Origin of the sequence: Leclercia adecarboxylata (assembly GCF_035787115.1) — a bacterium.
Taxonomy (GTDB): domain Bacteria; phylum Pseudomonadota; class Gammaproteobacteria; order Enterobacterales; family Enterobacteriaceae; genus Enterobacter; species Enterobacter adecarboxylatus_E.
On the sequence record NZ_JALKTL010000001.1, the window covers coordinates 1,296,754 to 1,320,606 of the forward strand.

Annotated in this window: 21 protein-coding genes; 4 read left to right on the forward strand and 17 right to left on the reverse strand. The window is 55.6% G+C overall.

The window, feature by feature from the left end; all coding sequences use genetic code 11:
- Positions 1-41: 41 nt before the first annotated feature.
- The 3 genes from menF to MXM41_RS06145 all read right to left on the reverse strand — a co-directional run bounded on the left by menF (position 42) and on the right by MXM41_RS06145 (position 2,266).
- Entirely contained in the window at positions 42-1,337 is a 1,296-nt protein-coding gene (gene menF / locus MXM41_RS06135; protein ID WP_325930536.1) for an isochorismate synthase MenF, read from the reverse strand.
- A gap of 99 nt (positions 1,338-1,436) precedes the next feature.
- A complete protein-coding gene (gene elaB / locus MXM41_RS06140) occupies positions 1,437-1,742 on the reverse strand; it encodes a stress response protein ElaB (RefSeq protein ID WP_325930538.1) in 306 nt (101 codons plus the stop codon).
- Between the two features lie 62 nt (positions 1,743-1,804).
- Positions 1,805-2,266: a GNAT family N-acetyltransferase gene (locus tag MXM41_RS06145; RefSeq protein ID WP_325930539.1), complete on the reverse strand. Its 462-nt coding sequence runs from the start codon at positions 2,264-2,266 to the stop codon at positions 1,805-1,807.
- A 73-nt stretch (positions 2,267-2,339) separates the two neighbouring features.
- Here MXM41_RS06145 and rnz point away from each other — a divergent pair, with 73 nt between their 5' ends.
- Together rnz and MXM41_RS06155 are read left to right on the forward strand one after the other, a co-directional pair.
- Entirely contained in the window at positions 2,340-3,257 is a 918-nt protein-coding gene (gene rnz, locus MXM41_RS06150) for a ribonuclease Z (protein WP_325930541.1), read from the forward strand.
- 66 nt (positions 3,258-3,323) lie between these two features.
- Positions 3,324-4,328, forward strand: a complete 1,005-nt coding sequence (locus MXM41_RS06155) for a chemotaxis protein (RefSeq protein ID WP_325930542.1) — start codon at positions 3,324-3,326, stop codon at positions 4,326-4,328.
- A 123-nt stretch (positions 4,329-4,451) separates the two neighbouring features.
- Here the strand turns inward: MXM41_RS06155 and nuoN are convergent, their stop codons facing one another.
- From nuoN to lrhA, 14 genes are all read right to left on the reverse strand, one after another.
- On the reverse strand, positions 4,452-5,909 hold the full coding sequence (gene nuoN / locus MXM41_RS06160) for an NADH-quinone oxidoreductase subunit NuoN (protein WP_325930543.1): 1,458 nt from the start codon (positions 5,907-5,909) through the stop codon (positions 4,452-4,454).
- 6 nt (positions 5,910-5,915) lie between these two features.
- Positions 5,916-7,445, reverse strand: a complete 1,530-nt coding sequence (gene nuoM, locus MXM41_RS06165; RefSeq protein WP_325930544.1) for an NADH-quinone oxidoreductase subunit M — start codon at positions 7,443-7,445, stop codon at positions 5,916-5,918.
- A gap of 75 nt (positions 7,446-7,520) precedes the next feature.
- Positions 7,521-9,362 carry an NADH-quinone oxidoreductase subunit L gene (gene nuoL / locus MXM41_RS06170; protein WP_325930545.1) on the reverse strand — a complete coding sequence of 614 codons (1,842 nt, stop codon included), beginning with the start codon at positions 9,360-9,362 and terminating at the stop codon, positions 7,521-7,523.
- The gene (gene nuoK, locus MXM41_RS06175) at positions 9,359-9,661 is read right to left on the reverse strand and encodes an NADH-quinone oxidoreductase subunit NuoK (RefSeq protein WP_032612773.1); all 303 of its coding nucleotides are present in this window, start codon (positions 9,659-9,661) and stop codon (positions 9,359-9,361) included. Before nuoK ends, nuoL begins: the two co-directional genes overlap by 4 nt.
- Positions 9,658-10,212, reverse strand: coding sequence for an NADH-quinone oxidoreductase subunit J (gene nuoJ, locus MXM41_RS06180; RefSeq protein ID WP_325930546.1), 555 nt, complete (start codon positions 10,210-10,212; stop codon positions 9,658-9,660). The genes nuoK and nuoJ overlap by 4 nt, the downstream gene beginning before the upstream one ends.
- An 11-nt stretch (positions 10,213-10,223) precedes the next feature.
- A complete protein-coding gene (gene nuoI, locus MXM41_RS06185; protein WP_325930547.1) occupies positions 10,224-10,766 on the reverse strand; it encodes an NADH-quinone oxidoreductase subunit NuoI in 543 nt (180 codons plus the stop codon).
- A 14-nt stretch (positions 10,767-10,780) separates the two neighbouring features.
- Positions 10,781-11,758, reverse strand: a complete 978-nt coding sequence (gene nuoH, locus MXM41_RS06190; RefSeq protein ID WP_325930548.1) for an NADH-quinone oxidoreductase subunit NuoH — start codon at positions 11,756-11,758, stop codon at positions 10,781-10,783.
- Entirely contained in the window at positions 11,755-14,481 is a 2,727-nt protein-coding gene (gene nuoG / locus MXM41_RS06195; RefSeq protein ID WP_325930549.1) for an NADH-quinone oxidoreductase subunit NuoG, read from the reverse strand. Before nuoG ends, nuoH begins: the two co-directional genes overlap by 4 nt.
- A gap of 55 nt (positions 14,482-14,536) precedes the next feature.
- A complete protein-coding gene (gene nuoF / locus MXM41_RS06200) occupies positions 14,537-15,874 on the reverse strand; it encodes an NADH-quinone oxidoreductase subunit NuoF (RefSeq protein WP_325930550.1) in 1,338 nt (445 codons plus the stop codon).
- On the reverse strand, positions 15,871-16,371 hold the full coding sequence (nuoE, locus tag MXM41_RS06205) for an NADH-quinone oxidoreductase subunit NuoE (RefSeq protein WP_119937089.1): 501 nt from the start codon (positions 16,369-16,371) through the stop codon (positions 15,871-15,873). Before nuoE ends, nuoF begins: the two co-directional genes overlap by 4 nt.
- Positions 16,372-16,373: 2 nt before the next feature.
- Positions 16,374-18,176: an NADH-quinone oxidoreductase subunit C/D gene (nuoC, locus tag MXM41_RS06210; RefSeq protein WP_325930551.1), complete on the reverse strand. Its 1,803-nt coding sequence runs from the start codon at positions 18,174-18,176 to the stop codon at positions 16,374-16,376.
- 89 nt (positions 18,177-18,265) lie between these two features.
- Positions 18,266-18,940 carry an NADH-quinone oxidoreductase subunit NuoB gene (gene nuoB, locus MXM41_RS06215; protein WP_003861482.1) on the reverse strand — a complete coding sequence of 225 codons (675 nt, stop codon included), beginning with the start codon at positions 18,938-18,940 and terminating at the stop codon, positions 18,266-18,268.
- A gap of 15 nt (positions 18,941-18,955) precedes the next feature.
- Positions 18,956-19,396 (reverse strand): NADH-quinone oxidoreductase subunit NuoA, encoded by a 441-nt coding sequence (gene nuoA, locus MXM41_RS06220; protein WP_032612789.1) that lies wholly within the window; start codon positions 19,394-19,396, stop codon positions 18,956-18,958.
- Between the two features lie 633 nt (positions 19,397-20,029).
- Positions 20,030-20,968 (reverse strand): transcriptional regulator LrhA, encoded by a 939-nt coding sequence (gene lrhA / locus MXM41_RS06225; protein WP_325930553.1) that lies wholly within the window; start codon positions 20,966-20,968, stop codon positions 20,030-20,032.
- Positions 20,969-21,916: 948 nt separating this feature from the next.
- On the opposite strand from lrhA, the gene alaA reads away from it, so the two are divergent.
- A complete protein-coding gene (gene alaA, locus MXM41_RS06230) occupies positions 21,917-23,131 on the forward strand; it encodes an alanine transaminase AlaA (protein ID WP_325930554.1) in 1,215 nt (404 codons plus the stop codon).
- A 94-nt stretch (positions 23,132-23,225) separates the two neighbouring features.
- Positions 23,226-23,825: a 5'-deoxynucleotidase gene (gene yfbR, locus MXM41_RS06235; RefSeq protein WP_325930556.1), complete on the forward strand. Its 600-nt coding sequence runs from the start codon at positions 23,226-23,228 to the stop codon at positions 23,823-23,825.
- Positions 23,826-23,853 lie beyond the last annotated feature (28 nt).

The window sequence follows — 23,853 nt, forward strand, 5'->3', positions numbered from 1 at the left end:
AGATGTAATTTTGATATGAATCGGTAATGTACGACTCAGTATTAATCCTTTAGGAGCAGAGAGCGCAGCCCGGCGGCTTTATTTTCAATCTCCTGCCACTCCTGTTCAGGGTCAGAGCCGCTGACAATCCCTGCTCCGGCATACAGGCGTACCCGTTTCTCCTCAACGCTTGCCGAACGTAGCGCCACGCAGAACTCGCTTTGCGCTAACGAGAGATAACCGGCGGAACCGGCATACCACTCCCGGTCAAAGGGTTCATTACGGGCGATGAAATCCCACGCCGCCTGGCGCGGCAGACCGGCGACAGCCGCAGTGGGTTGCAGGCGCAGCAGGCAGGCTTCATCGTCCGGCTGTTGCAGCGCGGTCCAGATGCAGCGGCGTAAATGCTGAACCTTACGCAAACGCACAACTTGCGGTGGGAGCACGTCGAGCACCCCGTTATCGCGCTGCAGGCGCTGACAGATGTCCTCAACCACCAGCATATTTTCACGCTGGTTTTTATCGTCATTCATCAGCCAGTGACCCAGGCGCGCGGCATGAAGATCGTCAGGATGGCTGGCGACGGTACCGGCCAGCGCTTCGGTGCGCAGCAGCAAGCCGCGTCGCCGCCAGAGCCGTTCCGGCGACGAGCCGAGAAACGCCCGGGAGGCATCGCTGCGCATCAAGAAGTGGTAGCACTGGAAGTTAACCTGGCGGCTGGCGGCCATCAGCGCAGCCGGGTTAACCGGCTGGTTAAACTGCAGATCCGTGGCCCGGGCCAGCACCACTTTATCAAACTCCCCTGAGGCGATGGCCTCTGTCGCCCGGGAAACTAACTTCAGCCAGCCGGCCCGGTCAGGCAGATGGGCTTCGCTCTCCACCCGTTGCGTCACCGGGGATACAGGCTGGCTGTCAGCCAGAGAATCTATAAACTCACGCCCGCGCTGCGCCTCGGTTTTTAGCGAGGTGTCGCTCCAGAGCAGCAGACGCAACGTTGCGGTTCCGCCAAAACGCTGCCAAAGCAGACGCGGCAGAAACAGGCTACCCTGTTTCGGATCGAACGCATTAACGCCAACGACCCGGAGATCGGGAGCATGCGGATACCGGCGTAAAAACTGGCGGGCTGCGGATAACGAGGGGAAATGCATTGTCGCGCCCAGCGCGGCATATTCTTCGTCGCCGTTGCGCTGTTGCCAGTAAAAGTGCGGGAAGGTGTGCTGGGCATTCAGCCAGCCGAGCGGATCAAACGCGTCGTTAAGTGCAAAGGAGACATCAAGACAATGCAGGCCAGGGGCATCGGGAAAATCGGCTGCTAATTGATGGCGAAGACCTTCAAGCGCGGTGGAAATCGAGTGCACGCGAACTTCTCCCAGCTCAAAAACCTCACATTATAAAGGGTACTTAAAAGAAAAAGCAGTACCCCCGATTTGGCAGGGAGAAGCCTTCGTGCTGTGTTGTTAACGGCGGGCGAGCAGAATACCCAGGATCAGGCCAGCGGCGGCACCTACGCCAATCCCCTGCCAGGGTTTTTCACGGACATAATCATCCGCACGGTAGACCGCTTTTTTGGCCCTGTAATAGTATTGATCGGACGCATGGCCAACGCGCGTTTTCACATCATGCAGAGCCTGCTCAGCACGCGCTTTAAGCTCAACGTATTTCTGATCGGCCGGATCGCCGGAAGAGCGTAACACCTCTTCCAGAGTTTCACTCAGCAGGGTCAGATCGTCATCAACATGGTTATCCGATGATTGAAAAGACATAGTGTTCTCCATGTGGTTGCATCAGTTCGGTAACTATAGACAATCCCTGACGATTCCGCCTGCTACGCTTGTTGTATCTCCTTCGCCATCCCGATGTGCGGGATACCGTCTTCGTCGTAAATTTCCGTCACGGGAACAAAACCGAAGTGGGCATAAAATGCGCTCAGATGCGCCTGTGCTCCAAGATATAACGCCTTGTTCGGCCAGTTGTTTTCACAGGAGCGCAGCGTTTGCTCCATCAGGGCATAGCCCAGCTTCTCGCCGCGAACCTGGCGGCTGATAATGACGCGGCCAATCACCACGGGAGAAACGTCGTCCTCACTTTTCAGAATCCTCGCATACGCCACCAGCCGATCCTCTTTCCAGCCGAGGATGTGACGGTTCTCTCCCACCAGATCTTCGCCGTCAATGTCCTGATAGGGGCAGGTTTGTTCAACAACGAACACCTCGCAGCGCAGTTGAAGTATGGCGTAAAGCGCAGGTACGGTTAGCTCGCTATGGTGCAGATCTTGCCACTGGATCATCAGAGTCTCCTTATCGTGAGGGGAGCCGTTATACTAATGACTTTTCGTCCCCGGTGCAGAGGTTGAGTGCATTATGGAGCTGTTTTTTTTAGGAACATCCGCTGGCGTGCCGACCCGTACGCGTAACGTCACGTCACTGTTGCTGGATTTACAACACCCCACCCGTGGCGGGCTGTGGATGTTTGACTGTGGCGAGGGCACGCAGCACCAGCTGCTGCGCACCGCCAGCCATCCCGGCAAACTGGACAAAATTTTTATTACTCACCTGCATGGCGACCATATTTTTGGCCTGCCGGGGCTGCTGTGCAGTCGCTCAATGGCGGGCATTATCCACCCGCTCACCATCTACGGCCCGCCCGGGATCCGGGAGTTCGTCGAAACCAGTCTGCGGATCAGCGGCTCGTGGACCGATTATCCCCTCGAGATTATTGAGATCAAACCTGGGGTGGTGTTCAGTGACGAGGCCTACAGGGTGACCGCCGCCGCGCTCAATCACCCGGTGACCTGTTATGGCTATCGCATTGAAGAGTGCGATAAACCCGGCGCGCTGGATGCCGCCGCGCTGATCGCCGCCGGTGTGCCCTTCGGCCCGCTGTTCCAGCAGTTGAAACGCGGCGAAAGCGTCACACTGGAAGATGGCCGGACGATCAACGGCGCAGACTATCTCTCCCCGCCCCGCCCGGGTAAGAAGCTGGCTATCTTCGGCGATACCGCCCCTTGCGAGAGCGCCCTTATGCTGGCGAGCGGCGTCGATCTGCTGGTGCATGAGGCCACGCTGGAGAGCGCGATGGAAGAGAAAGCCAACAGCCGCGGCCATAGCTCTACGCGCCAGGCGGCAATGCTTGCCCGCGACGCCCAGGTGAAAAAATTGATCGTCACCCACGTCAGCTCCCGTTACGACGCCCAGGGCTGCGCCAGGCTGCTGGAGGAGTGCCGTGCCCTGTTTGCTGACAGCCAGCTGGCAGAAGATTTTGCCACGGTACGCGTTTAACGCTCTGGTTTTCCCCGAAACTGCCGATAACCCTGTCAGGCAGGTATTTTTCACTTAGGGGCAAACATGGATAATTTCCAGAAAGACATTGATGACAGGGCAAATCTTACTCTGTCGAACCGTTTTGAGCTGCTGCTGTTCCGCCTTGGCCGCTCGTTGAATGAAAATAAATCTGAGCTGTTCGGCATCAACGTCTTTAAGCTTCGCGAGATTGTGCCCATGCCCGCATTCACCAAACCGGCGGGGATGAAGTCGCCGCTAATGGGCATGGTCAATATTCGCGATCAGGTGATCCCGGTCATCGATCTGGCCGCCGTGGCAGGCTGCAAGCCTGAAACCGGGCTCAATATTCTGCTGATCACCGAGTATGCCCGTAGCGTCCAGGCCTTTGCAGTAGAGTCGGTCGAAAATATTATGCGACTGGACTGGAAGCAGGTGCATGCAGCGGAAACCGCGGTCAGCGGACGCTATATCACCAGCATTGCCTGCCTGGACGAGAAGACCGATACCAACGATCTGGCGATGGTGCTGGACGTTGAGCAGATCCTGTATGACATCACTCCGGCCAATCACGATCTGCATGCTACCGATCTGAAAACCACCCAATTCAATATCAAGCCGGGTGCCGTGGCGATTGTGGCGGAAGATTCGAAAGTGGCGCGTTCGATGCTGGAGAAAGGCTTGCTGGCGATGGCGATCCCGGCGCTGATGCACATTACCGGTAAAGAGGCGTGGGAGAAGATCGGCCAGCTGTCGGCTCAGGCCCAGGCGGAAGGAGTGCCGATCACCGATAAGATCGCGCTGGTACTTACCGACCTCGAGATGCCGGAGATGGACGGCTTTACCCTGACGCGCAAAATCAAAACCGACGCCATTCTGAAGGATATTCCGGTGGTGATTCACTCTTCGCTTTCTGGCAACGCCAACGAAGACCACATCCGTAAGGTGAAGGCCGATGGCTACGTGGCGAAGTTCGAGCTGAACGAGCTGTCATCGGTAATTGAAGAGGTGCTGGAGCGCGCCAACAAGAAAATCGACGGGCCGTTGATTAGCCGTAAGCAGCTGGCCTGATTTGCGCTGTTTTGCCGGGTGGCGCTACGCTTACCCGGTCTACAATACCCGCAGGCCCCGCAAGCGCAGCGCCGCTGGGCAATAAAAAAACCCGCCGAAGCGGGTTTTTTGTTTGTGCCTGGTTTACATCAGCGGCATTGCATGCTGAACAATCTCAATCAGCGGCTGCGGATAGATACCGAAGATCAGCACCAGCAGCGCGGAGATCAGCACCACAATACCACCGGCGCTGTACTGCCAGTTGCCCGGCGCATCGCGGTTGAGCTGCGAAGGCGCGCTCAGGTACAGGCTCACGGCAACGCGCAGGTAGTAGTAGAGACCAATCGCGGAGCCGATAACCACGCCCGCAGTCAGCCACCACAAACCCGCCTGCACACCCACTGCCAGCACGTAGAACTTACCGATAAAGCCCAGCGTCATCGGGATACCCGCCAGAGAGAGCATCATCACCGTCATGACCGCAGACAAAATCGGACGGTGCCAGAACAGACCACGGTAGGAGAACAGCGAGTCGGCATCCGGGCCACGGTACGGGCTGGACATCAGGCTCACCACGCCGAAGGCGCCGAGGCTGCTGAACAGGTAACCGGCCAGATAGACGCCCACGGTTTCCATCGACATCTGACCGCTCTGCAGGGCGATCAGCGCCACCATCAGATAGCCGAGGTGCGAGATGGAGGAGTAACCGAGCAGGCGCTTGATATTGGTCTGGCTCAGCGCCATCAGGTTACCGAAGATGATGGAGACGAAGGCAATAATACCCAGCACCACGCGCACCGCTTCGCTGTCACCTACCGGGGCGTAGAGGAACAGACGCATCACCACGCCGAAGATAGCGATTTTGCTCGCCGTCGCCAGGAAGGTAGATACCGGCGCAGGCGCGCCCTGGTAAACGTCTGGCGTCCACAGGTGGAACGGCACCAGAGAGAGTTTGAAGCCGAGGCCAACGATCATCATGCCCAGACCCGCCAGCAGCAGCGGCTCATGGAGCATGCCGTCGCCGAGGCTCTTGCCAAGCGCCATAAAGGAGAGGTTACCGGACTGAGCGTAGATCAGCGCAATACCAAACAGCAGGAAGGACGAAGCAGCAGCAGACAGGATCGTATACTTGATACTCGCTTCCAGAGAGCGCTTCTGGCGGAAGGCGTAACCAATCAGGCCGAACAGCGGCAGAGAGATCAGCTCAATACCGAGGAACAGCGCCGCCAGATGGTTGGCGTTCGCCAGCAGAATGCCGCCAAGGGCAGCAATCAGAACCAGCAGGTAAAACTCTTCTTTGTTGTCGTTGTAGCCTTCCAGCCACGGGTAAGCAAAGGTACAGGTCGCCAGGCTTGCTAACAGCACCAGCCCGGTATACAGCATGGCGAAGCCATCAACGCGCATCAGCGGCGTGACGTCCATCGCGCCCGCCTGGCCTACAAACCAGAGGGAGACTAACGCAGCGTTCAGACCCAGAACCGCCAGCGTGGCATTCAGGAAGTGATTGCGTCGCCACGCAATGGAGAGCATCACAACCACCACCGTCAATCCGACGATCAGCAGCGGTAGCAGCGCAATCAGTTGTTGTGGAGTTATTGTCATGGCGATTTACGGCCTTGTAGTAGAAGCAGAATTAACAAACCACTGCTGGATGTTACCCATCGCGGAATGCGAAGTATCCAGAATCGGCTGCGGGAAGAAGCCCAGCAGCACCAGCAGTACGACCAGCAGCAGGATGATGAACAGCTCGCGCAGCGACATCCCCGGCAGCTCTTTGGCAGCGATTTCACTCTTCGCTTTACCGAAGTAAGCGCGGTGCAGCATCGCCAGCGAGTAAACCGAAGCGAACACCAGACCGAAGGTAGAGATCACGGTAATCACCGGTACCACCTTGAAGCTGCCGAACAAAATCATGAATTCGCCGACGAAGTTACCGGTGCCCGGCATCCCCAGCGTCGCCACCGCGAAGAACATCGACATCGCTGGCAGCCACTTGATTTTGCTCCACAGACCGCCCATCTGACGCATGTCGCGGGTGTGCAGACGTTCATACAGCTGGCCACACAGGATGAACAGACCGGCTGCGGAGAGACCGTGCGCAATCATCTGGATCACCGCGCCCTGGTACGCCAGCTGGCTGCCGGTGTAGATAGCAATCAGCACGAAGCCCATGTGGGAAACGGAGGTGTAAGCAATCAGGCGTTTGATGTCGTACTGCGTGAAGGCCATCCAGGCACCGTAGAAGATACCGATCACACCGAGCCACATGGCAATCGGCGCAAACTCTGCGGAGGCATTCGGGAACAGCGGCAGAGCGAAACGCAGCAGGCCGTAGGCCGCGGTTTTCAGCAGGATGCCCGCCAGGTCAACGGAACCCGCCGTTGGGGCCTGGGAGTGCGCATCCGGCAGCCAGCCGTGCAGAGGCACCACCGGCATTTTCACCGCAAAGGCAATGAAGAAGCCCAGCATCAGCAGGTATTCCACGCCGTGGGACATCGGGGTCTTCAGCAGATCCTGATAGTTGAAGGTCCAGACGCCGGTGGCATCGTAGTGCACGAACACCAGCGCCAGGATGGCAATCAACATCACCAGACCACTCGCCTGGGTATAGATGAAGAACTTGGTTGCCGCCGTGATACGCGTTTTACCGTCGGACGCCTTATGGCCCCACAGCGCGATCAGGAAGTACATCGGCACCAGCATCATCTCCCAGAAGAAGAAGAACAGGAACATGTCGATGGCAAGGAACACGCCGATAACGCCGCCCAGGATCCACATCAGGTTCAGGTGGAAGAAGCCCTGGTATTTTTCGATTTCTCGCCAGGAGCAGAGTACCGCCAGAACGCCGAGCAGACCGGTCAGTACCACCATCAGCAGCGACAGACCGTCAATCGCCAGATGGATCGTGATACCGAAACGTGGGATCCACGGCAGAATGAATTCAGACTGCCACTGCGGAATACCCGCAGACTGGGTCAGTGAATAACCGCCCTGCAACCAGAGTTGCAGGCCAAGCGCGAGCGTCAATCCCATGGTGATCAGCGCAATCCAGCGCGGCATCTTCACGCCAAAGCGTTCGGTCTGCCAGCACAGGAACCCACCGATAAAGGGAATTAGTATTAGCCAGGGTAGTAACATGGCGATTTGCATTCCTTTTTAAGGCCCCCAGCAGGGGCCTGATTTTCAACGAATTCGAATAAATTCACTTTACGATCAACGCAACACCATCAGCAGCGCCAGCACCACAACCGCACCGATGCTCATGGACGCCACATACCAGCGCAGATAGCCGTTCTCGCTGAACAGCAGGCCTTTACCTGCAAAGCGGGAAAGGATGGCCGGGATGTTCATCAGGCTGTTCAGCGGATCGCGTTTGATAAGCCACGCAATGCCGAGGAACGGCTTAACGAAGATCATGTCGTACAGCCAGTCAAAGCCCCAGGCGTTATACCACCAGGTGCCCAGCAGACGGCCCGGCGCACTGTTGGCAACCGAGGTGACCAGCGTACGTTTGCCCAGCCACAGCCATGCCGCAATCAGGATACCCGCGATAGCGACCACACCGGAGGTGATCTCAAGCGTCAGAACGCGACCGTGCTCAAGCTCGGTGGTGTCTGGCAGCACGCCCTGCAGCGGTGGCACAATCATCGCGCCAACGAAGGTGGACAGGACCAGCAGCACAATCAGCGGCAGGTGGTGGGTGATCCCCTTCCCTGCGTGAGCGTGAATTTGTTCTTTACCGTGGAAGACGATGAAAATCATACGGAAGGTATACAGGGAGGTCATGAACGCACCGACCAGACCTGCAACCATCAGATTGATATGACCATTCGCCATGGCGCCCGCCAGGATTTCGTCCTTACTGAAGAAGCCAGCGGTGATCAGCGGCAGTGCCGCCAGCGCCGCGCCGCCCACCAGGAAGCAGACGTAAACCAGCGGAATGGACTTACGCAGTCCGCCCATTTTGAAGATGTTCTGCTCGTGGTGGCAGGCCAGAATCACCGAACCGGACGAGAGGAACAGCAGCGCTTTAAAGAACGCGTGCGTCATCAGATGGAAAATCGCCGCGTCCCACGCCTGAACGCCCAGCGCCAGGAACATGTAACCAATCTGGCTCATGGTGGAGTAAGCGAGAACGCGTTTGATGTCGGTCTGAACCAGCGCCGCAAAGCCTGCCAGCACCAGCGTCACCGCACCCACGATCCCCACCAGATGCAGAATTTCCGGGGTCATCAGGAACAGGCCGTGGGTACGGGCAATCAGGTAGACACCGGCGGTAACCATGGTCGCAGCGTGGATCAGCGCGGAGACAGGCGTCGGACCCGCCATCGCGTCGGCAAGCCAGGTCTGCAACGGCAGCTGTGCGGATTTACCCACAGCACCACCGAGCAGCATCAGGGTTGCCCACCACAGCATATTATTGCCCGCTTCGAAGTGCGCCGGCGCCAGTTCCACCATCTCGCGGAAGTTCAGCGTGCCCAGCTCGTTGTAGAGAATGAACAGGGCGAAAGCGAGGAACACGTCACCCACACGGGTCACGACGAACGCTTTCATGGCCGCAGCGCCGTTCTTCGGATCGGTGTAGTAGAATCCGATCAGCAGATAAGAGCACAGACCCACGCCTTCCCAGCCGAGATACATCAGCAGCAGGTTATCGGCCAGCACCAGAACGACCATGCTGGCGATAAACAGGTTGGTGTAGGCGAAGAAGCGGGAGTAGCCCTCTTCACCGCGCATATACCAGGAAGCGAACATGTGGATCAGGAAGCCAACGCCGGTGACCACGGAGAGCATGGTCAGGGACAGACCATCCAGCACCAGGTTGAAACCGATGTTGAAATCACCGACCGACATCCAGGTCCACAGCGGCACGCTGAAGGCCTGACGTCCGTTGTTAAAGAAGTCGATCCCCGCATACGCCGTTACCAGCGCCGCAAGGCCGACAGAGCCCATACCGACGGTGGCAGAGAGATTCTCAGACCAGCGGCCGCGAGAAAACGACAGCAGCAGGAAGCCAATCAGCGGAAAAATAATGGTTAAGGCAAGCATGTTCATCCACGCAACTCACTTACTGAATCGATGTTCAGGTTCTGGCGGCGACGATGGAGCTGCAGCAACAGCGCCAGGCCAATACTCGCTTCCGCAGCCGCAAGGCTGATGGCGAGAATGTACATCACCTGACCATCGGTCTGGCCCCAGTAGCTACCGGCAACCACAAAGGCCAGCGCGGCAGCGTTAATCATGATCTCCAGACCAATCAGCATAAACAGCAGATTGCGGCGGATAACCAGACCGGTTAAGCCCAGCACGAATAAAATCGCAGCGAGGATCAGTCCGTGTTGTAAAGGAATCATGCGCGTTCCTCCATTTTTCTTTTCGCGCTGTCGTCCTTGCGGTTGCTCAGCACTTCTCCAGCACGCTCTTCGCGGCCCACGTGGAACGCTACAACCAGACCTGCCAGCAGCAGCATCGAGGCCAGTTCGACGGCCAGGACGTATGGACCAAACAGGGAGATACCCACCGCTTTGGCGCTGATTGGCGTCCCGTCGATACCCTGGTCGTTCACCCCCAGAATGGCGTAAACAATCACCGCCAGCATGATGGCCGACAGAATTGCCGGACCAATCCATACCTGCGGTTTCAGCCACTGACGTTCCTGCTCAATTTCAGACCCGCCCAGGTTCAGCATCATCACCACGAAGACGAACAGAACCATGATAGCCCCGGCGTAAACGATGATTTCAAGCGCACCGGCAAAGTGTGCCCCCAGCGCAAAGAACACCCCGGAAATAGCCAGCAGCGAAATGATTAAATAGAGCAGCGCATGCACCGGGTTGGTGTGCGTAATCACTCGCAGCGTAGCCAGGATGGCGATCAGGCCACAGATATAAAAAGCGAATTCCATTGCCCCTCTCCTTACGGTAACAGGCTCTTGACGTCGATAGGCTTGGCTTCGTTCTCTGCTTCGCCCTTATCTTTGCCGTCGATTGCCATACCCGCCATCCGGTAGAAGTTATATTCCGGGTATTTGCCCGGACCGGAAATCAGCAGATCCTCTTTCTCGTACACCAGGTCCTGACGCTTGAATTCGCCCAGTTCGAAATCCGGGGTCAACTGAATCGCCGTGGTTGGGCACGCTTCTTCACACAGACCGCAGAAGATGCAGCGTGAGAAGTTGATGCGGAAGAACTCCGGGTACCAGCGACCGTCTACCGTCTCTGCTTTTTGCAGAGAAATACAGCCTACCGGACAGGCTACCGCACACAGGTTACAGGCAACGCAGCGCTCTGAACCGTCCGGATCGCGGGTCAGCACGATACGGCCACGATAGCGCGGCGGCAGATATACCGGCTCTTCCGGGTACATCCGGGTTTCGCGTTTTGCAAACGCGTGCAGGCCGATCATCCAGATACTGCGTACCTGGGTGCCGAAGCCTACCAATAATTCTTTTAAGGTCATGGTCGTATAGCCCCTTATTGCGCCTGCCAGAGAATGACAGCCGCCGTTACCAACAGATTGACAAGCGTCAGCGGCAGGCAAACTTTCCAGCCGAAGGACATTACCTGGTCATAACGCGGACGCGGTAATGCTGCGCGAATCAAAATGAACATCATCATGAAGAACGCGGTTTTCAGCGCGAACCAGATGAACGGCGGTAAGAACGGGCCATGCCAGCCACCAAAGAACAGCGTTACCATCAGCGCAGAAATGGTGACGATACCGATGTATTCGCCCACGAAGAACAGACCGAACTTCATACCGGAATATTCAATGTGGTAACCATCGGCCAGTTCCTGCTCGGCTTCTGGCTGGTCAAACGGGTGACGGTGACACACCGCCACACCGGCGATCGCAAAGGTGACAAAACCAAAGAACTGCGGGATGACGTTCCAGATGTCGGCCTGGTTGTTGACGATGTCGGTCATATTGAATGAACCGGCCTGCGCCACCACGCCCATCAGGGAGAGGCCCAGGAACACTTCGTAGCTCAGAGTCTGCGCAGAAGCACGCATTGCCCCCAGCAGGGAGTATTTGTTGTTACTGGACCAGCCTGCGAACAGCACCGCGTAAACCGCGAGGCCTGCCATCATCAGGAAGAACAGGATCCCGATATTCAGGTCAGCCACAACCCAGGTCGGGCTCACCGGAACGATAGCAAACGCCAGCAGCAGCGAGGTAAAGGCGATCATCGGTGCCAGAGTAAAGATCACGCGATCCGAGAAGCGCGGGATCCAGTCCTCTTTAAAGAACATCTTGATCATGTCCGCGACCAGCTGGAGTGAACCACCCCAGCCCACGCGGTTCGGTCCATAACGGTTCTGGAACAGACCCAGCAGACGACGTTCACCAAAGCTCATGAACGCGCCGCAGGTGACAACCACCAGCAGAATAACAACCGCTTTCAGAATGCTCAGCAGGATGTCGATAAGATCGGGCGTTAACCAACTCATGCTTTTGCCTCCTGCAGGTTATCAAGATGCGCACCCGCCAGTACTGGCGCGATGCCAGGCATCCCCATCGGCAGACCCACCTGCCCTGCTGTCAGACCTTCAGAGATAATCAGCGGCAGGCTGATTGTCTGGCCTTCGTAGCTAAAGCTGATGTTCGCGCCCGCGTTAACGCCAAGCTTCGCGGCATCGGCCGGGTTGAGCTTGATGTATGGCTGCGGCATGCGGCTCTGGAACACCGGAGAACGCTGGGACATTTCGTCGCTACCAAACAGATGGTAGTAAGGCGCAATACGCCAGTTACCCTCTTGTGGCTGGAAGCTCGCCGGAACGGTGGCGAAGAAGTCCAGACCGCTTTCAGAGGCTTCAATCAGACGCACACCCGGATCCCCGTGGCGCAGAGAACCCCCCACTTCAGCCTGGAACTTGTTCCACGCCTGCGGGGAGTTCCAGCCTGGTGCCCATGCGAATGGGATCTGCGAACGCGGCGCAGACGGCTGGTTGTTCCCTTCCATCGAGAAGGCGAACATGGTGTCTTTGTCCTGCGGCTGACGCGGTTCGTGCACGCTGATGTTGGCGCGCATTGCGGTACGCCCACTGTAGCGGTGCGGTTCACGCGCCAGTTTCTGGCCACGAATACGGAAGCTGGCTTCCGGCGCAGCATCTTTAATGCCGGCCAGCTGCGGCAGTTTTGCCACGGCAGCATCGATCACGTGGTCGAGCTGGGTCCAGTCCACTTCACGGCTCAGCACGGTGCTGTGCAGGGAGTGCAGCCAGCGCCAGCTTTCCAGCATCACAATGCTGCTGTCGTAGTACGCCGGGTCATAAACCTGGAAGAAGCGCTGGGCACGGCCTTCGTTGTTGATAACGGTACCGTCGCTTTCTGCGAAGCTTGCCGCAGAGAGCACCAGATGCGCCTTGTCCATGATCGCGGTGCGCTGATGGTCGATAACCATTACCAGCGGCGCTTTAGACAGAGCCGCGTCAACGCGTGCCGCAGAGGCATGGCGGTGCAGGTCGTTTTCCAGCACCACGACGGCGTCAGCGGCACCGGATTCCAGCTCGCTTAACGCAGCCTCCAGAGAGCCGCCGCCAATCATGCCCAGACCAATGCTGTTTACCGCACGGGCAATCATGGTCACGCCGACGTCCGCGCCGCGGCCTTTCAGGGCCTTAGCCACGTTTGCCGCTGCTTCGATGATCGCAGCGCTACCGGCGTTAGTACCGGAAATAATCAACGGTTTTTTCGCACCGGCCAGCGCCTGCACGATCACGTCAACTTTGTTCTGCAGGTCGCGATCCAGACCTTCAACGGCCGGCGCGCTGTTATCCAGTGCGTGAGCAATCGCAAAGCCCAGGCGGGCCTGATCTTCAACCGGCGCGCGGTAGGTCCACGCCGCGATATCATCCAGACGAGTGTCATCGACGTTAGTGACAAACAGCGGGTGTTTAGCGCGCTGACCGATGTTGAGGATTGCCGCAATCTGCCAGTCAGCCACTTTCTGTGCCGCTGCCATTTCACGAGCCTTCCCTTTCACCGCCTGGCGAACCGCCAGTGCAGCACGCGCGCCGGTCTGGGTTAAATCTTCGCCCAGCACCAGAACCGCATCGTACGATTCGATTTCGCGCAGCGCCGGGGTATGAATACCGCCTTCGCGCAGCACCTTCAGCACCAGCTGCAGACGTTCCTGCTCGCCCTGGGCGATACCGGTGTAGAAGTTTTCGGCACCCACCAGCTCACGCAGCGCGAAGTTGCTTTCGACGCTGGCGCGCGGGGAGCCGATACCGATCACTTTCTTCGACTGGCGCAGAATATCGGCTGCGCCCTGCATCGCCTGCTCAGCGTTCAGGGTGATGACGTCGTCGCCACGACGCTGAACCGGCTGACGCGGACGGTCTTTCAGGTTCACATAGCCATAGCCAAAACGACCGCGGTCGCAGAGGAAGTAGTGGTTAACGGTACCGTTGTAACGGTTTTCGATACGACGCAGTTCGCCGTAACGCTCACCCGGGCTGGTGTTACAGCCAAGGGAGCACTGCTGGCAGATGCTTGGCGCAAACTGCATGTCCCACTTACGGTTGTAACGCTCGGAGTGCGTTTTGTCAGTGAACACACCGGTCGGACAGATTTCGACCAGGTTGCCGGAGAATTCGCTCTCCAGGGTGCCATCTTCCGGACGACCGAAGTAGACGTTGTCATGTGCGCCATAGACGCCCAGATCTTCGCCGTCGGCGTAGTCTTTGTAGTAACGCACGCAGCGGTAACAGGCGATGCAGCGGTTCATTTCGTGAGAGATGAACGGCCCCAGATCCTGGTTGCGGTGGGTACGTTTGGTAAAGCGATAGCGACGGAAGCTGTGGCCGGTCATCACGGTCATATCCTGAAGGTGGCAGTTACCGCCCTCTTCGCAGACCGGACAATCGTGCGGGTGGTTGGTCATCAACCACTCCACCACGCTTTCGCGGAACTGTTTGGCTTCCGCGTCGTCGATGGAAATAAAGGTACCTTCGGTGGCTGGCGTCATACAGGACATCACCAGGCGACCACGCGTGTCTTCCGCGTTTTGATATTGCTTCACCGCACACTGGCGGCAAGCACCGACGCTGCCCAGCGCCGGATGCCAGCAAAAATACGGAATATCAAGGCCGAGAGACAGACAAGCTTCCAGCAGGTTGTCCGCCCCGTTAACCTCATATTCTTTGCCGTCTACATGAATCGTAGCCATTAGCATGCTTCCAGTTGTCTCGAATTAGCTTCGAGCGTTAATCAAAATTCTGTTTTTACCAGCGCGCTTTCAGCAGGTTCGGCTGAATACCATTGATCGAATGGGTATTGCTGAACGGCTGCTTGATGCCTGCTTCGAATTCGTCGCGGAAATATTTAATCGCGCTTTGCAGTGGCTCAACGGCACCGGGCGCGTGGGCGCAGAAGGTTTTACCCGGCCCCAGGAATCGACACAGTTGCTCAAGTGTCTCGATATCGCCAGGCTGGCCTTCGCCACGCTCAATAGCACGCAGGATCTTCACGCTCCACGGCAGTCCATCACGGCACGGCGTACACCAGCCGCAGGACTCGCGGGCAAAGAACTCTTCCAGGTTACGCACCAGCGATACCATGCCGATCTCGTGGTCGACGGCCATCGCCAGCGCCGTACCCAGACGGCTGCCTGCTTTACCAATACTTTCGAATTCCATTGGCAGATCGAGGTGCGCTTCGGTCAGGAAGTCGGTCCCTGCCCCGCCTGGTTGCCAGGCTTTAAATTTCAGGCCATCACGCATGCCACCGGCGTAGTCTTCAAGGATTTCACGTGCGGTGGTGCCGAACGGCAGCTCCCAGACGCCCGGGTTCTTCACGCGACCAGAGAAGCCCATCAGCTTGGTACCGGCATCTTTGCTTGAGGAGATGCCCTGATACCACTCCACGCCGTTGGCGAGGATCGCCGGGACGTTACACAGGGTTTCGACGTTGTTTACGCAGGTCGGTTTACCCCACACGCCGGAGCTCGCCGGGAACGGTGGCTTGGAACGCGGGTTCGCACGGCGGCCTTCCAGGGAGTTAATCAGCGCGGTCTCTTCCCCACAGATATAACGCCCGGCGCCGGTGTGCACAAACAGTTCGAAGTCGAAACCGGTGCCCAGAATGTTTTTGCCAAGCAGCCCCGCTTCGGTAGCTTCGGCAATCGCGCGACGCAGATTCTCTGCCGCTTCGATGTACTCGCCACGCAGGAAGATGTAGCCACGGTACGCTTTCAGCGCGAATGCCGAGATCAGCATGCCTTCCACCAACAGGTGCGGCAGCTGCTCCATCAGCAGACGGTCTTTATAAGTGCCCGGCTCCATTTCATCGGCGTTACACAGCAGGTAACGGATGTTCATGGATTCGTCTTTTGGCATCAGGCTCCACTTCAGACCGGTGGAAAAGCCTGCGCCGCCGCGCCCTTTCAGGCCAGCGTCTTTTACCGCGTTAACGATTTCATCCGGCGCCATACCGCTGAGGGCTTTACGCGCACCGGCATAGCCGTTTTTGCTCTGATATTCGTCGAGCCATACCGGCTGTTTATCATCGCGCAGACGCCAGGTCAGCGGATGGGTCTCAGCAGTACGAATTACAGTTTTCATTTGTACTGCTCCAGCAGATCAGGAATGGCTTCCGGCGTCAGATGGCTGTGAGTGTCCTCATCAATCATCATGGTCGGCCCCTTGTCGCAGTTACCCAGGCAGCAGGTTGGCAGCAGGGTAAAGCGCCCGTCAAAGGTGGTCTGGCCCGGCTTGATATTAAGTTTCTGCTCAATCGCAGCCTGAATGCCCTGATAACCGGTGATATGGCATACCACGCTGTCGCAGTAGCGGATCACGTGACGGCCTACCGGCTGACGGAAGATCTGGCTGTAAAACGTTGCCACCCCTTCGACGTCGCTCGCCGGGATACCCAGCACTTTTGCGATCTCATAGATCGCGCCATCCGGCACCCAACCACGCTGTTTCTGTACGATTTTCAGCGCTTCAATGGACGCCGCACGCGGGTCTTCGTAGTGGTGCATCTCGTGCTCAATAGCGGCACGTTCTGCTTCACTCAGCTCAAAAGCCTCGGTTTGTGGTTGTTGATTCTCGTGCATAATTAGCGGTCCACATCTGACATAACAAAATCGATACTACCCAGATACACAATCAGGTCAGAGACCAGACTGCCGCGGATGGCGGCCGGGATCTGCTGCAGGTGCGCGAAGCTTGGCGTACGCACACGGGTACGGTAGCTCATGGTGCTGCCGTCGCTGGTCAGGTAGTAACTGTTGATACCCTTGGTCGCCTCGATCATCTGGAAGGACTCCTGCGCCGGCATGACCGGGCCCCAGGAAACCTGCAGGAAGTGGGTGATCAGGGTTTCGATATGTTGCAGCGTGCGCTCTTTCGGTGGCGGCGTGGTCAGCGGGTGATCCGCCTTGAACGGGCCTTCCGGCATGTTGTTGAGGCACTGCTCAAGGATGCGCAGGCTCTGGCGCAGCTCTTCCACTTTCAGCATCACGCGGGTATAGCAGTCGGAAACACCGCCGCCAACCGGGACTTCAAAGTCGAAGTTCTCGTAACCAGAGTAAGGACGGGCTTTACGCACATCGAAATCGATACCGGTCGCGCGCAGGCCAGCACCGGTGGTGCCCCACTCCAGCGCCTCTTTCGCGCCGTAGGCGGCAACGCCCTGGGAACGGCCTTTCAGGATGCTGTTACGCAGCGCGGCTTTCTCATACGACGCCAGACGTTTTGGCATCCAGTCAAGGAATTCACGCAGCAGACGGTCCCAACCACGCGGCAGATCGTGTGCAACACCGCCGATACGGAACCAGGCCGGGTGCATACGGAAACCGGTAATCGCTTCCACGAGGTCGTAGATTTTCTGACGGTCGGTAAAGGCGAAGAACACCGGGGTCATCGCGCCGACGTCCTGAATAAACGTCGAGATGTACAGCAGGTGGCTGTTAATACGGAACAGCTCTGAGAGCATCACACGAATCACGTTAACGCGATCCGGCGTAGTGATGCCCGCCAGCTTTTCAACGGCCAGCACGTATGGCATTTCGTTGACGCAGCCGCCGAGGTATTCGATACGGTCGGTATAAGGAATGTAGCTGTGCCAGGACTGACGCTCGCCCATCTTCTCAGCACCACGGTGGTGGTAACCGATATCCGGAACGCAGTCGACAATCTCTTCGCCATCAAGCTGAAGAATAATACGGAATGCACCGTGCGCAGACGGGTGGTTTGGACCGAGGTTGAGGAACATGAAGTCCTCGTTGTCGGTGCCGCGCTTCATGCCCCAGTCTTCCGGTCTGAAGGTCAGCGCTTCCATCTCCAGATCCTGCTTGGCTTTCGTCAGCTCAAAAGGATCGAATTCGGTGGCTCGTGCCGGGTAGTCTTTACGCAGCGGGTGGCCGGTCCAGGTCTGCGGCATCATGATGCGCGTCAGATGCGGGTGACCATCGAAGGTCATGCCAAACATTTCCCAGGTTTCACGCTCATACCAGTTCGCGTTCGGGAAAAGTTTAGTGATGGTCGGCAGATGCATGTCGTTTTCAGACAATGCCACCTTGAGCATGATATCCGTGTTGCGGTCTATTGAGATCAGGTGGTAGAAAACGGAAAAATCCGCCGCGGGTAAACCCTGGCGGTGGGTACGCAGACGTTCGTCCATGCCGTGTAAGTCAAACAGCATGACGTAAGGTTTAGGCAGTTTCTTGAGGAAATCAACCACTTCCAGTAACTGCTCACGCTTCACCCAAACAACGGGTACCCCGGTGCGGGTGGCCTGAACAGTAAAGGCATCCGGCCCAAAACGGTTGCGCAGTTCGCCGATGACCGGGTCATCCAGATGATCCCGTGTTTGCCAGGCGGCGTCTTGCGCGGTTAAGTCGGTCATAGTGTTCACCATTGCAAAAGGTCCGTGGTGACTGTCGGGCGTGGCTTCGCGCTATTTGAATAGTGATATGCGAAGGTTATCTCCATGCCCACAGGCGCAAATTAAATTTCGTCTGGTGTACGCAGATTGGTCACTGCGATACGTTCACCGCGTTTACGCTCGCGCTCAGACTGCATGTTAGCGCGGTACACGCCCTGGTCACCCACAACCCAGGAGAGCGGACGGCGTTCTTTGCCAATCGACTCCTGCAACAGCATCAGCGCCTGCATATAGGCTTCTGGACGCGGTGGGCAGCCCGGAATGTAAACATCCACAGGGATAAACTTATCTACACCTTGCACGACGGAATAGATGTCGTACATGCCGCCAGAGTTTGCACAAGCGCCCATGGAGATAACCCATTTTGGCTCGAGCATCTGGTCGTACAGACGCTGAATGACCGGTGCCATTTTGGTAAAGCAGGTTCCCGCCACTACCATCAGGTCAGCCTGACGTGGAGAGGCGCGCAGTACTTCTGCACCAAAACGCGCAACGTCATGCACCGCAGTGAATGACGTCACCATTTCAACGTAGCAGCAAGAAAGGCCAAAGTTATAGGGCCAGATGGAGTTCTTACGACCCCAGTTGACCATATCGTGCATGGCATGCTCGAGCTTGCCCATGTACACGCTTTTATTGACTTCTTGCTCCAGGGGGTCGGTTACGATCTCCTGCTTTTGCAGGGGGTAACGGTCATTCTCACCGTTAGGATCTATGCGGGTGAGCGTATAATCCATCTTATTGCCTCGCTGTTACTGCTGACGATTAGAGATACTGTTTTCCGGGTTGATACGTTCACGGCGTGAACGCGCAGGTGTCCAGTCCAGCGCGCCAATACGCACCAGATAAACCAGACCGGCCAGTAACACTAAAATGAAAATTGCGGCCTCGACAAAGCCTACCCAGCCACTCTCACGAATGGAGGTCGACCATGCGAACAGGTAAAGCGCTTCCACGTCGAAAATGACGAAGAACATGGCCACCAGATAGAACTTGGCGGACAGGCGTAAACGCGCGGTACCTACCGAATCGATACCCGATTCGAATGGCGTGTTTTTGTGCCTTGCGCGGGCGCGACCGCCCAGGAACCAGCCGCCGACTAACATCAGGCAGCACAGGCCAATGGCAACGATAAGAAAGATTGCGAATGCCCAGTGATGAGCGATGACTTCTGTGGATGTTGACATACTCATTGCTTACTCATCAAAAGTGATACCTGAAACACTGCTCTTTCTGGCAGATGGGCATCACATCGATTCATGGGGAGGAACAAATAACCGTACACTAACTGTCGAAAATGAGACATAGACAGCAAAATGATGTGGTTTTTTACTCCTTTCTATAACCTTTTGTCAACTTTAACAAAAGTTTCTTCACATTAAATTACATTGATCGAACTTCATTAACATTTAATGCCCTTTATCCTCAGAAAATGTGAGGCGCGTTCCTGCGTGGGGGTGTTGAATCGTGTCCGTAATGAACTAATACAAAGATTACCCTCCTATTTTGACAGGATTTGCCCCCGATTCCTCCCCCCAAAGAGGAGTATTTTCTTGATCTGTGACACGCTTTTGTTAATTCAATCAAAAAAACGGCAACATCTTTGCTGCTTTTTTAACATGAACATTGACATTAGAAAGAAGAAGTATAGCGGGTTTCGGGAGGAAGGATGGATATCTATCGAATTGATAAAAAAGAAGATTGACAACGACTTAAGTAAAACCGCTTATGACGACATGCAAAAAAAGAACCACTGTGCAAGAAGGTTCTGCCAGCGGTTCTTTTTTTTCGTCCGCGAATTGTTACCAGATTATTAGTGATTCGTTTTACTCAAAATCGCGTTCGATCACCAGAGAGTCATCCCCCCCTTCTGGAGTAACATTATTGTACTGCCAGGGGTTATGGTAGTTATCCATGGCGTTAAAGATGGTCTGCGCCAGCTCGTTGTTGCTGGCCGGATTATGACACAGCATATATTCCGTATCTGGCAGCGCAGGCAGCCCGTCCGCTTTACCCAGCACCCGTAAATCAGGGCTCATCATTTCAACCGGACGCGCCGTCACACCCAGACCCGCTTTCACCGCAGCACGAATGGCAGGCAGCGTGGAGGCAACATACGCCAGACGCCATGGAACATTGGCGGCGTTGAGCGTGGCCAGCACGACGTCGCGGAAAGGACTGGGATCGTCCATCAGCACCAGCGGCACAGGCTCGCCACGCTGCAACGTGAACTCGGCGGCACAGTACCAGTGCGTCGGTGATGTGCGCAGCGAAAGACACTCGAACTGGCTGGTTCGATGGGTCGTCACCACCAGATCGACCTCCTGCTCCTGCAGCATATCAACCATAAAGGCGTTGCGTTTAACCCTGACATCAAGGGCAAGTTTCGGATAAACCGAACTTATCCGATTGAGCAGAAACGGTAGAATAGTGTCGGCGGACTCGTCAGAAGCACCTAATGTTAAGACGCCCTGCAGGTTACTAAACATTAATGATGAACATGCTTCATCATTGAAGCGCAGGATTTTTCTGGCGTAACCCAGCAGCTGAATACCGTGTTCCGTTAACAGCTTATTGCGGCCATGGCGGGCAAAAAGCTCTTTGCCAACCAGTTGCTCCAGTCGTTGCATTTGTTGACTGACTGCAGATTGGGTACGGCAAACTGCCGCCGCCGCAGCAGCAAAGGTGTTCAGATCGGCGACCGCCACAAAGGTTCTCAGCAGATCGAGGTCGAGATTCAGTATCGGACGATTTGCATTAATCATATCTTTTCACTTACAGGTTGCTCGTACGGAGCTGCCCCAGGTTTAAGCTGTGTGCGTAAAAGTAATACAGTTCCTTCTGAACAAAGTCCTCTGACGTCCCGGTCCGGCAGTGTATCTGCATAATGTAATTGTGCTGGGTATATCAGTGGTCAGAAACAACTTATCTGACGTTATTTTTATTCTCAAAAACGTTAGAGATATTTAGACGTTTGCCGGATGATGTAAATTCCATTAAAGAAGATGCCTATCCAACGTCAACTTTATCGCAGTACAGGTTAAGCAGCAATGGTATCACTTCACTTATCCGGGCAGAGATAATTCTAGCAATTACAATAAACTATTAAAGGTCCAGGCATCAAGGCCTGCTATGGCCGGTTATCTTCCATAACTAAACCCGGGACACATCTTACCCTAAAACCTTTTTATTTATAAGCCTTATTGCAATTTCTGTGTTTTAACCTTAATGATAACTCACTAAACTAATTTTATTAATATTAACGAAAGTTGCGATTTCGTCTTTATTTAGAAATAAATAATAATTGAAACAAGACTTAATGATTAATAATGCTTAACATTAATTTCACATGAGCAACGTTAATATAAAAAGGCAGAAAAGCGAATACCCGGATGTTTTACTCAGCTTTTACGAAATATCACTACTGGAAACTGTAGCACCGCCAGCGTAAGTCGCTCAATACACACCTTTTTAACAGAGAAAAATCCATTTTAAAATACAAATAACAACACAAAAAACCAGTATAAAATCAAAAACCACCTAATTAAGTGATTATAACCTTAAAAAACAGTTAAAAATTTCAGCAACAACCGCCAGAACTAGACAAAATCTTCTACTGCCAACCCTTCAAAAGCAGGCAAGTGAGGAGTACATTGTTTCGTGCTGACTTCCACGGCAGGACGTCGCAATAACAGTGAAAAGGTCAAAGATTCATGTCACCCATCGAAAAATCCAGCAAGTTAGATAACGTTTGTTATGACATTCGTGGCCCGGTTCTTAAAGAGGCAAAACGTCTCGAAGAAGAAGGTAATAAAGTACTTAAGCTCAATATCGGCAACCCGGCGCCATTTGGTTTTGATGCACCGGATGAAATTCTGGTTGATGTGATCCGCAACCTGCCCACGGCGCAAGGCTATAGCGACTCCAAGGGTCTGTACTCTGCGCGTAAAGCCATCATGCAGCACTATCAGGCGCAAGGCATGCGCGATGTCACCGTTGAAGACATCTATATCGGTAACGGTGTATCCGAGCTGATCGTCCAGGCGATGCAGGCCCTGCTGAACAGTGGCGACGAGATGCTGGTGCCGGCACCGGATTACCCGCTCTGGACGGCGGCAGTGTCGCTTTCAAGCGGCAAAGCAGTGCATTACCTGTGCGATGAGTCCTCCGACTGGTTCCCCGACCTGGATGATATTCGTGCCAAAATCACGCCGCGCACCCGCGGGATCGTCATCATCAACCCGAATAATCCGACCGGCGCCGTCTACTCGAAAGAGTTACTGCTGGAGATCGTCGAGATTGCCCGCCAGCATAATCTGATTATTTTCGCGGACGAGATCTACGACAAAATCCTGTACGACGCTGCGCAGCACCACTCAATTGCCGCGCTGGCGCCGGATCTGCTGACCGTGACCTTTAACGGTCTGTCTAAAACCTATCGTGTTGCCGGTTTCCGTCAGGGCTGGATGGTACTGAACGGGCCGAAAAAACACGCTAAAGGTTATATCGAAGGTCTGGAGATGCTCGCCTCCATGCGCCTGTGCGCCAACGTCCCGGCGCAGCACGCAATCCAGACTGCGTTGGGTGGCTATCAGAGCATCAGTGAATTTATCGTGCCGGGTGGACGTCTGTATGAGCAGCGCCGGCGCGCGTGGGAATTGATTAACGATATCCCGGGCGTCTCCTGCGTGAAGCCAAACGGCGCGCTCTATATGTTCCCGAAAATCGATATCAAACGCTTTAACATCTTTGACGATCAGAAGATGGTGCTCGACTTCCTGCTGCAGGAAAAAGTATTACTGGTACAGGGCACCGCATTTAACTGGCCCTGGCCGGACCACGTGCGTATTGTGACGCTGCCGCGTGAGGATGATCTGGAAATGGCCATCAGCAGGTTTGGACGCTTCCTTTCCGGCTACCATCAATAAAATGATAATCGGGCTGCCACGGCAGCCCGATTTGCATCTCACCGCCCCTCCCCTCACAATGAAACCTGTCGCTGTGTAAGACGAAAGGTAACTTATGAGTCAGAGTCATTTCTTCGCCCATCTTTCCCGCCTGAAATTGATCAACCGTTGGCCGCTGATGCGTAACGTGCGCACCGAGAACGTTTCTGAACACAGCCTGCAGGTGGCGATGGTCGCCCACGCGCTGGCCGCCATCAAAAACCGCAAGTTCAATGGCCAGGTGAACGCCGAACGTATCGCGCTGCTGGCGATGTATCACGATGCCTCAGAAGTGCTGACGGGCGATCTGCCCACCCCGGTGAAATACTTCAATTCGCAAATCGCCCAGGAGTACAAGGCGATTGAAAAAATCGCCCAGCAAAAGCTGGTTGAGATGGTGCCGGAAGAGCTTCGCGATATCTTTGCGCCTTTAATAGACGAGCAGAGCTACAGCCAGGAAGAGCACTTCATTGTGAAACAGGCCGATGCGCTATGCGCCTACCTGAAGTGTCTTGAGGAGTTGTCTGCCGGCAACCACGAATTTTTGCTGGCCAAAACCCGGCTGGAAAAGACGCTCGAGGCGCGACGCAGCGAGGAGATGGATTACTTCATGGAGGTGTTTGTCCCGAGCTTCCAGCTGTCGCTGGATGAGATAAGCCAGGATTCACCGCTGTAGTTTTGTGCCGGTTAGCGGCTACGCGTGA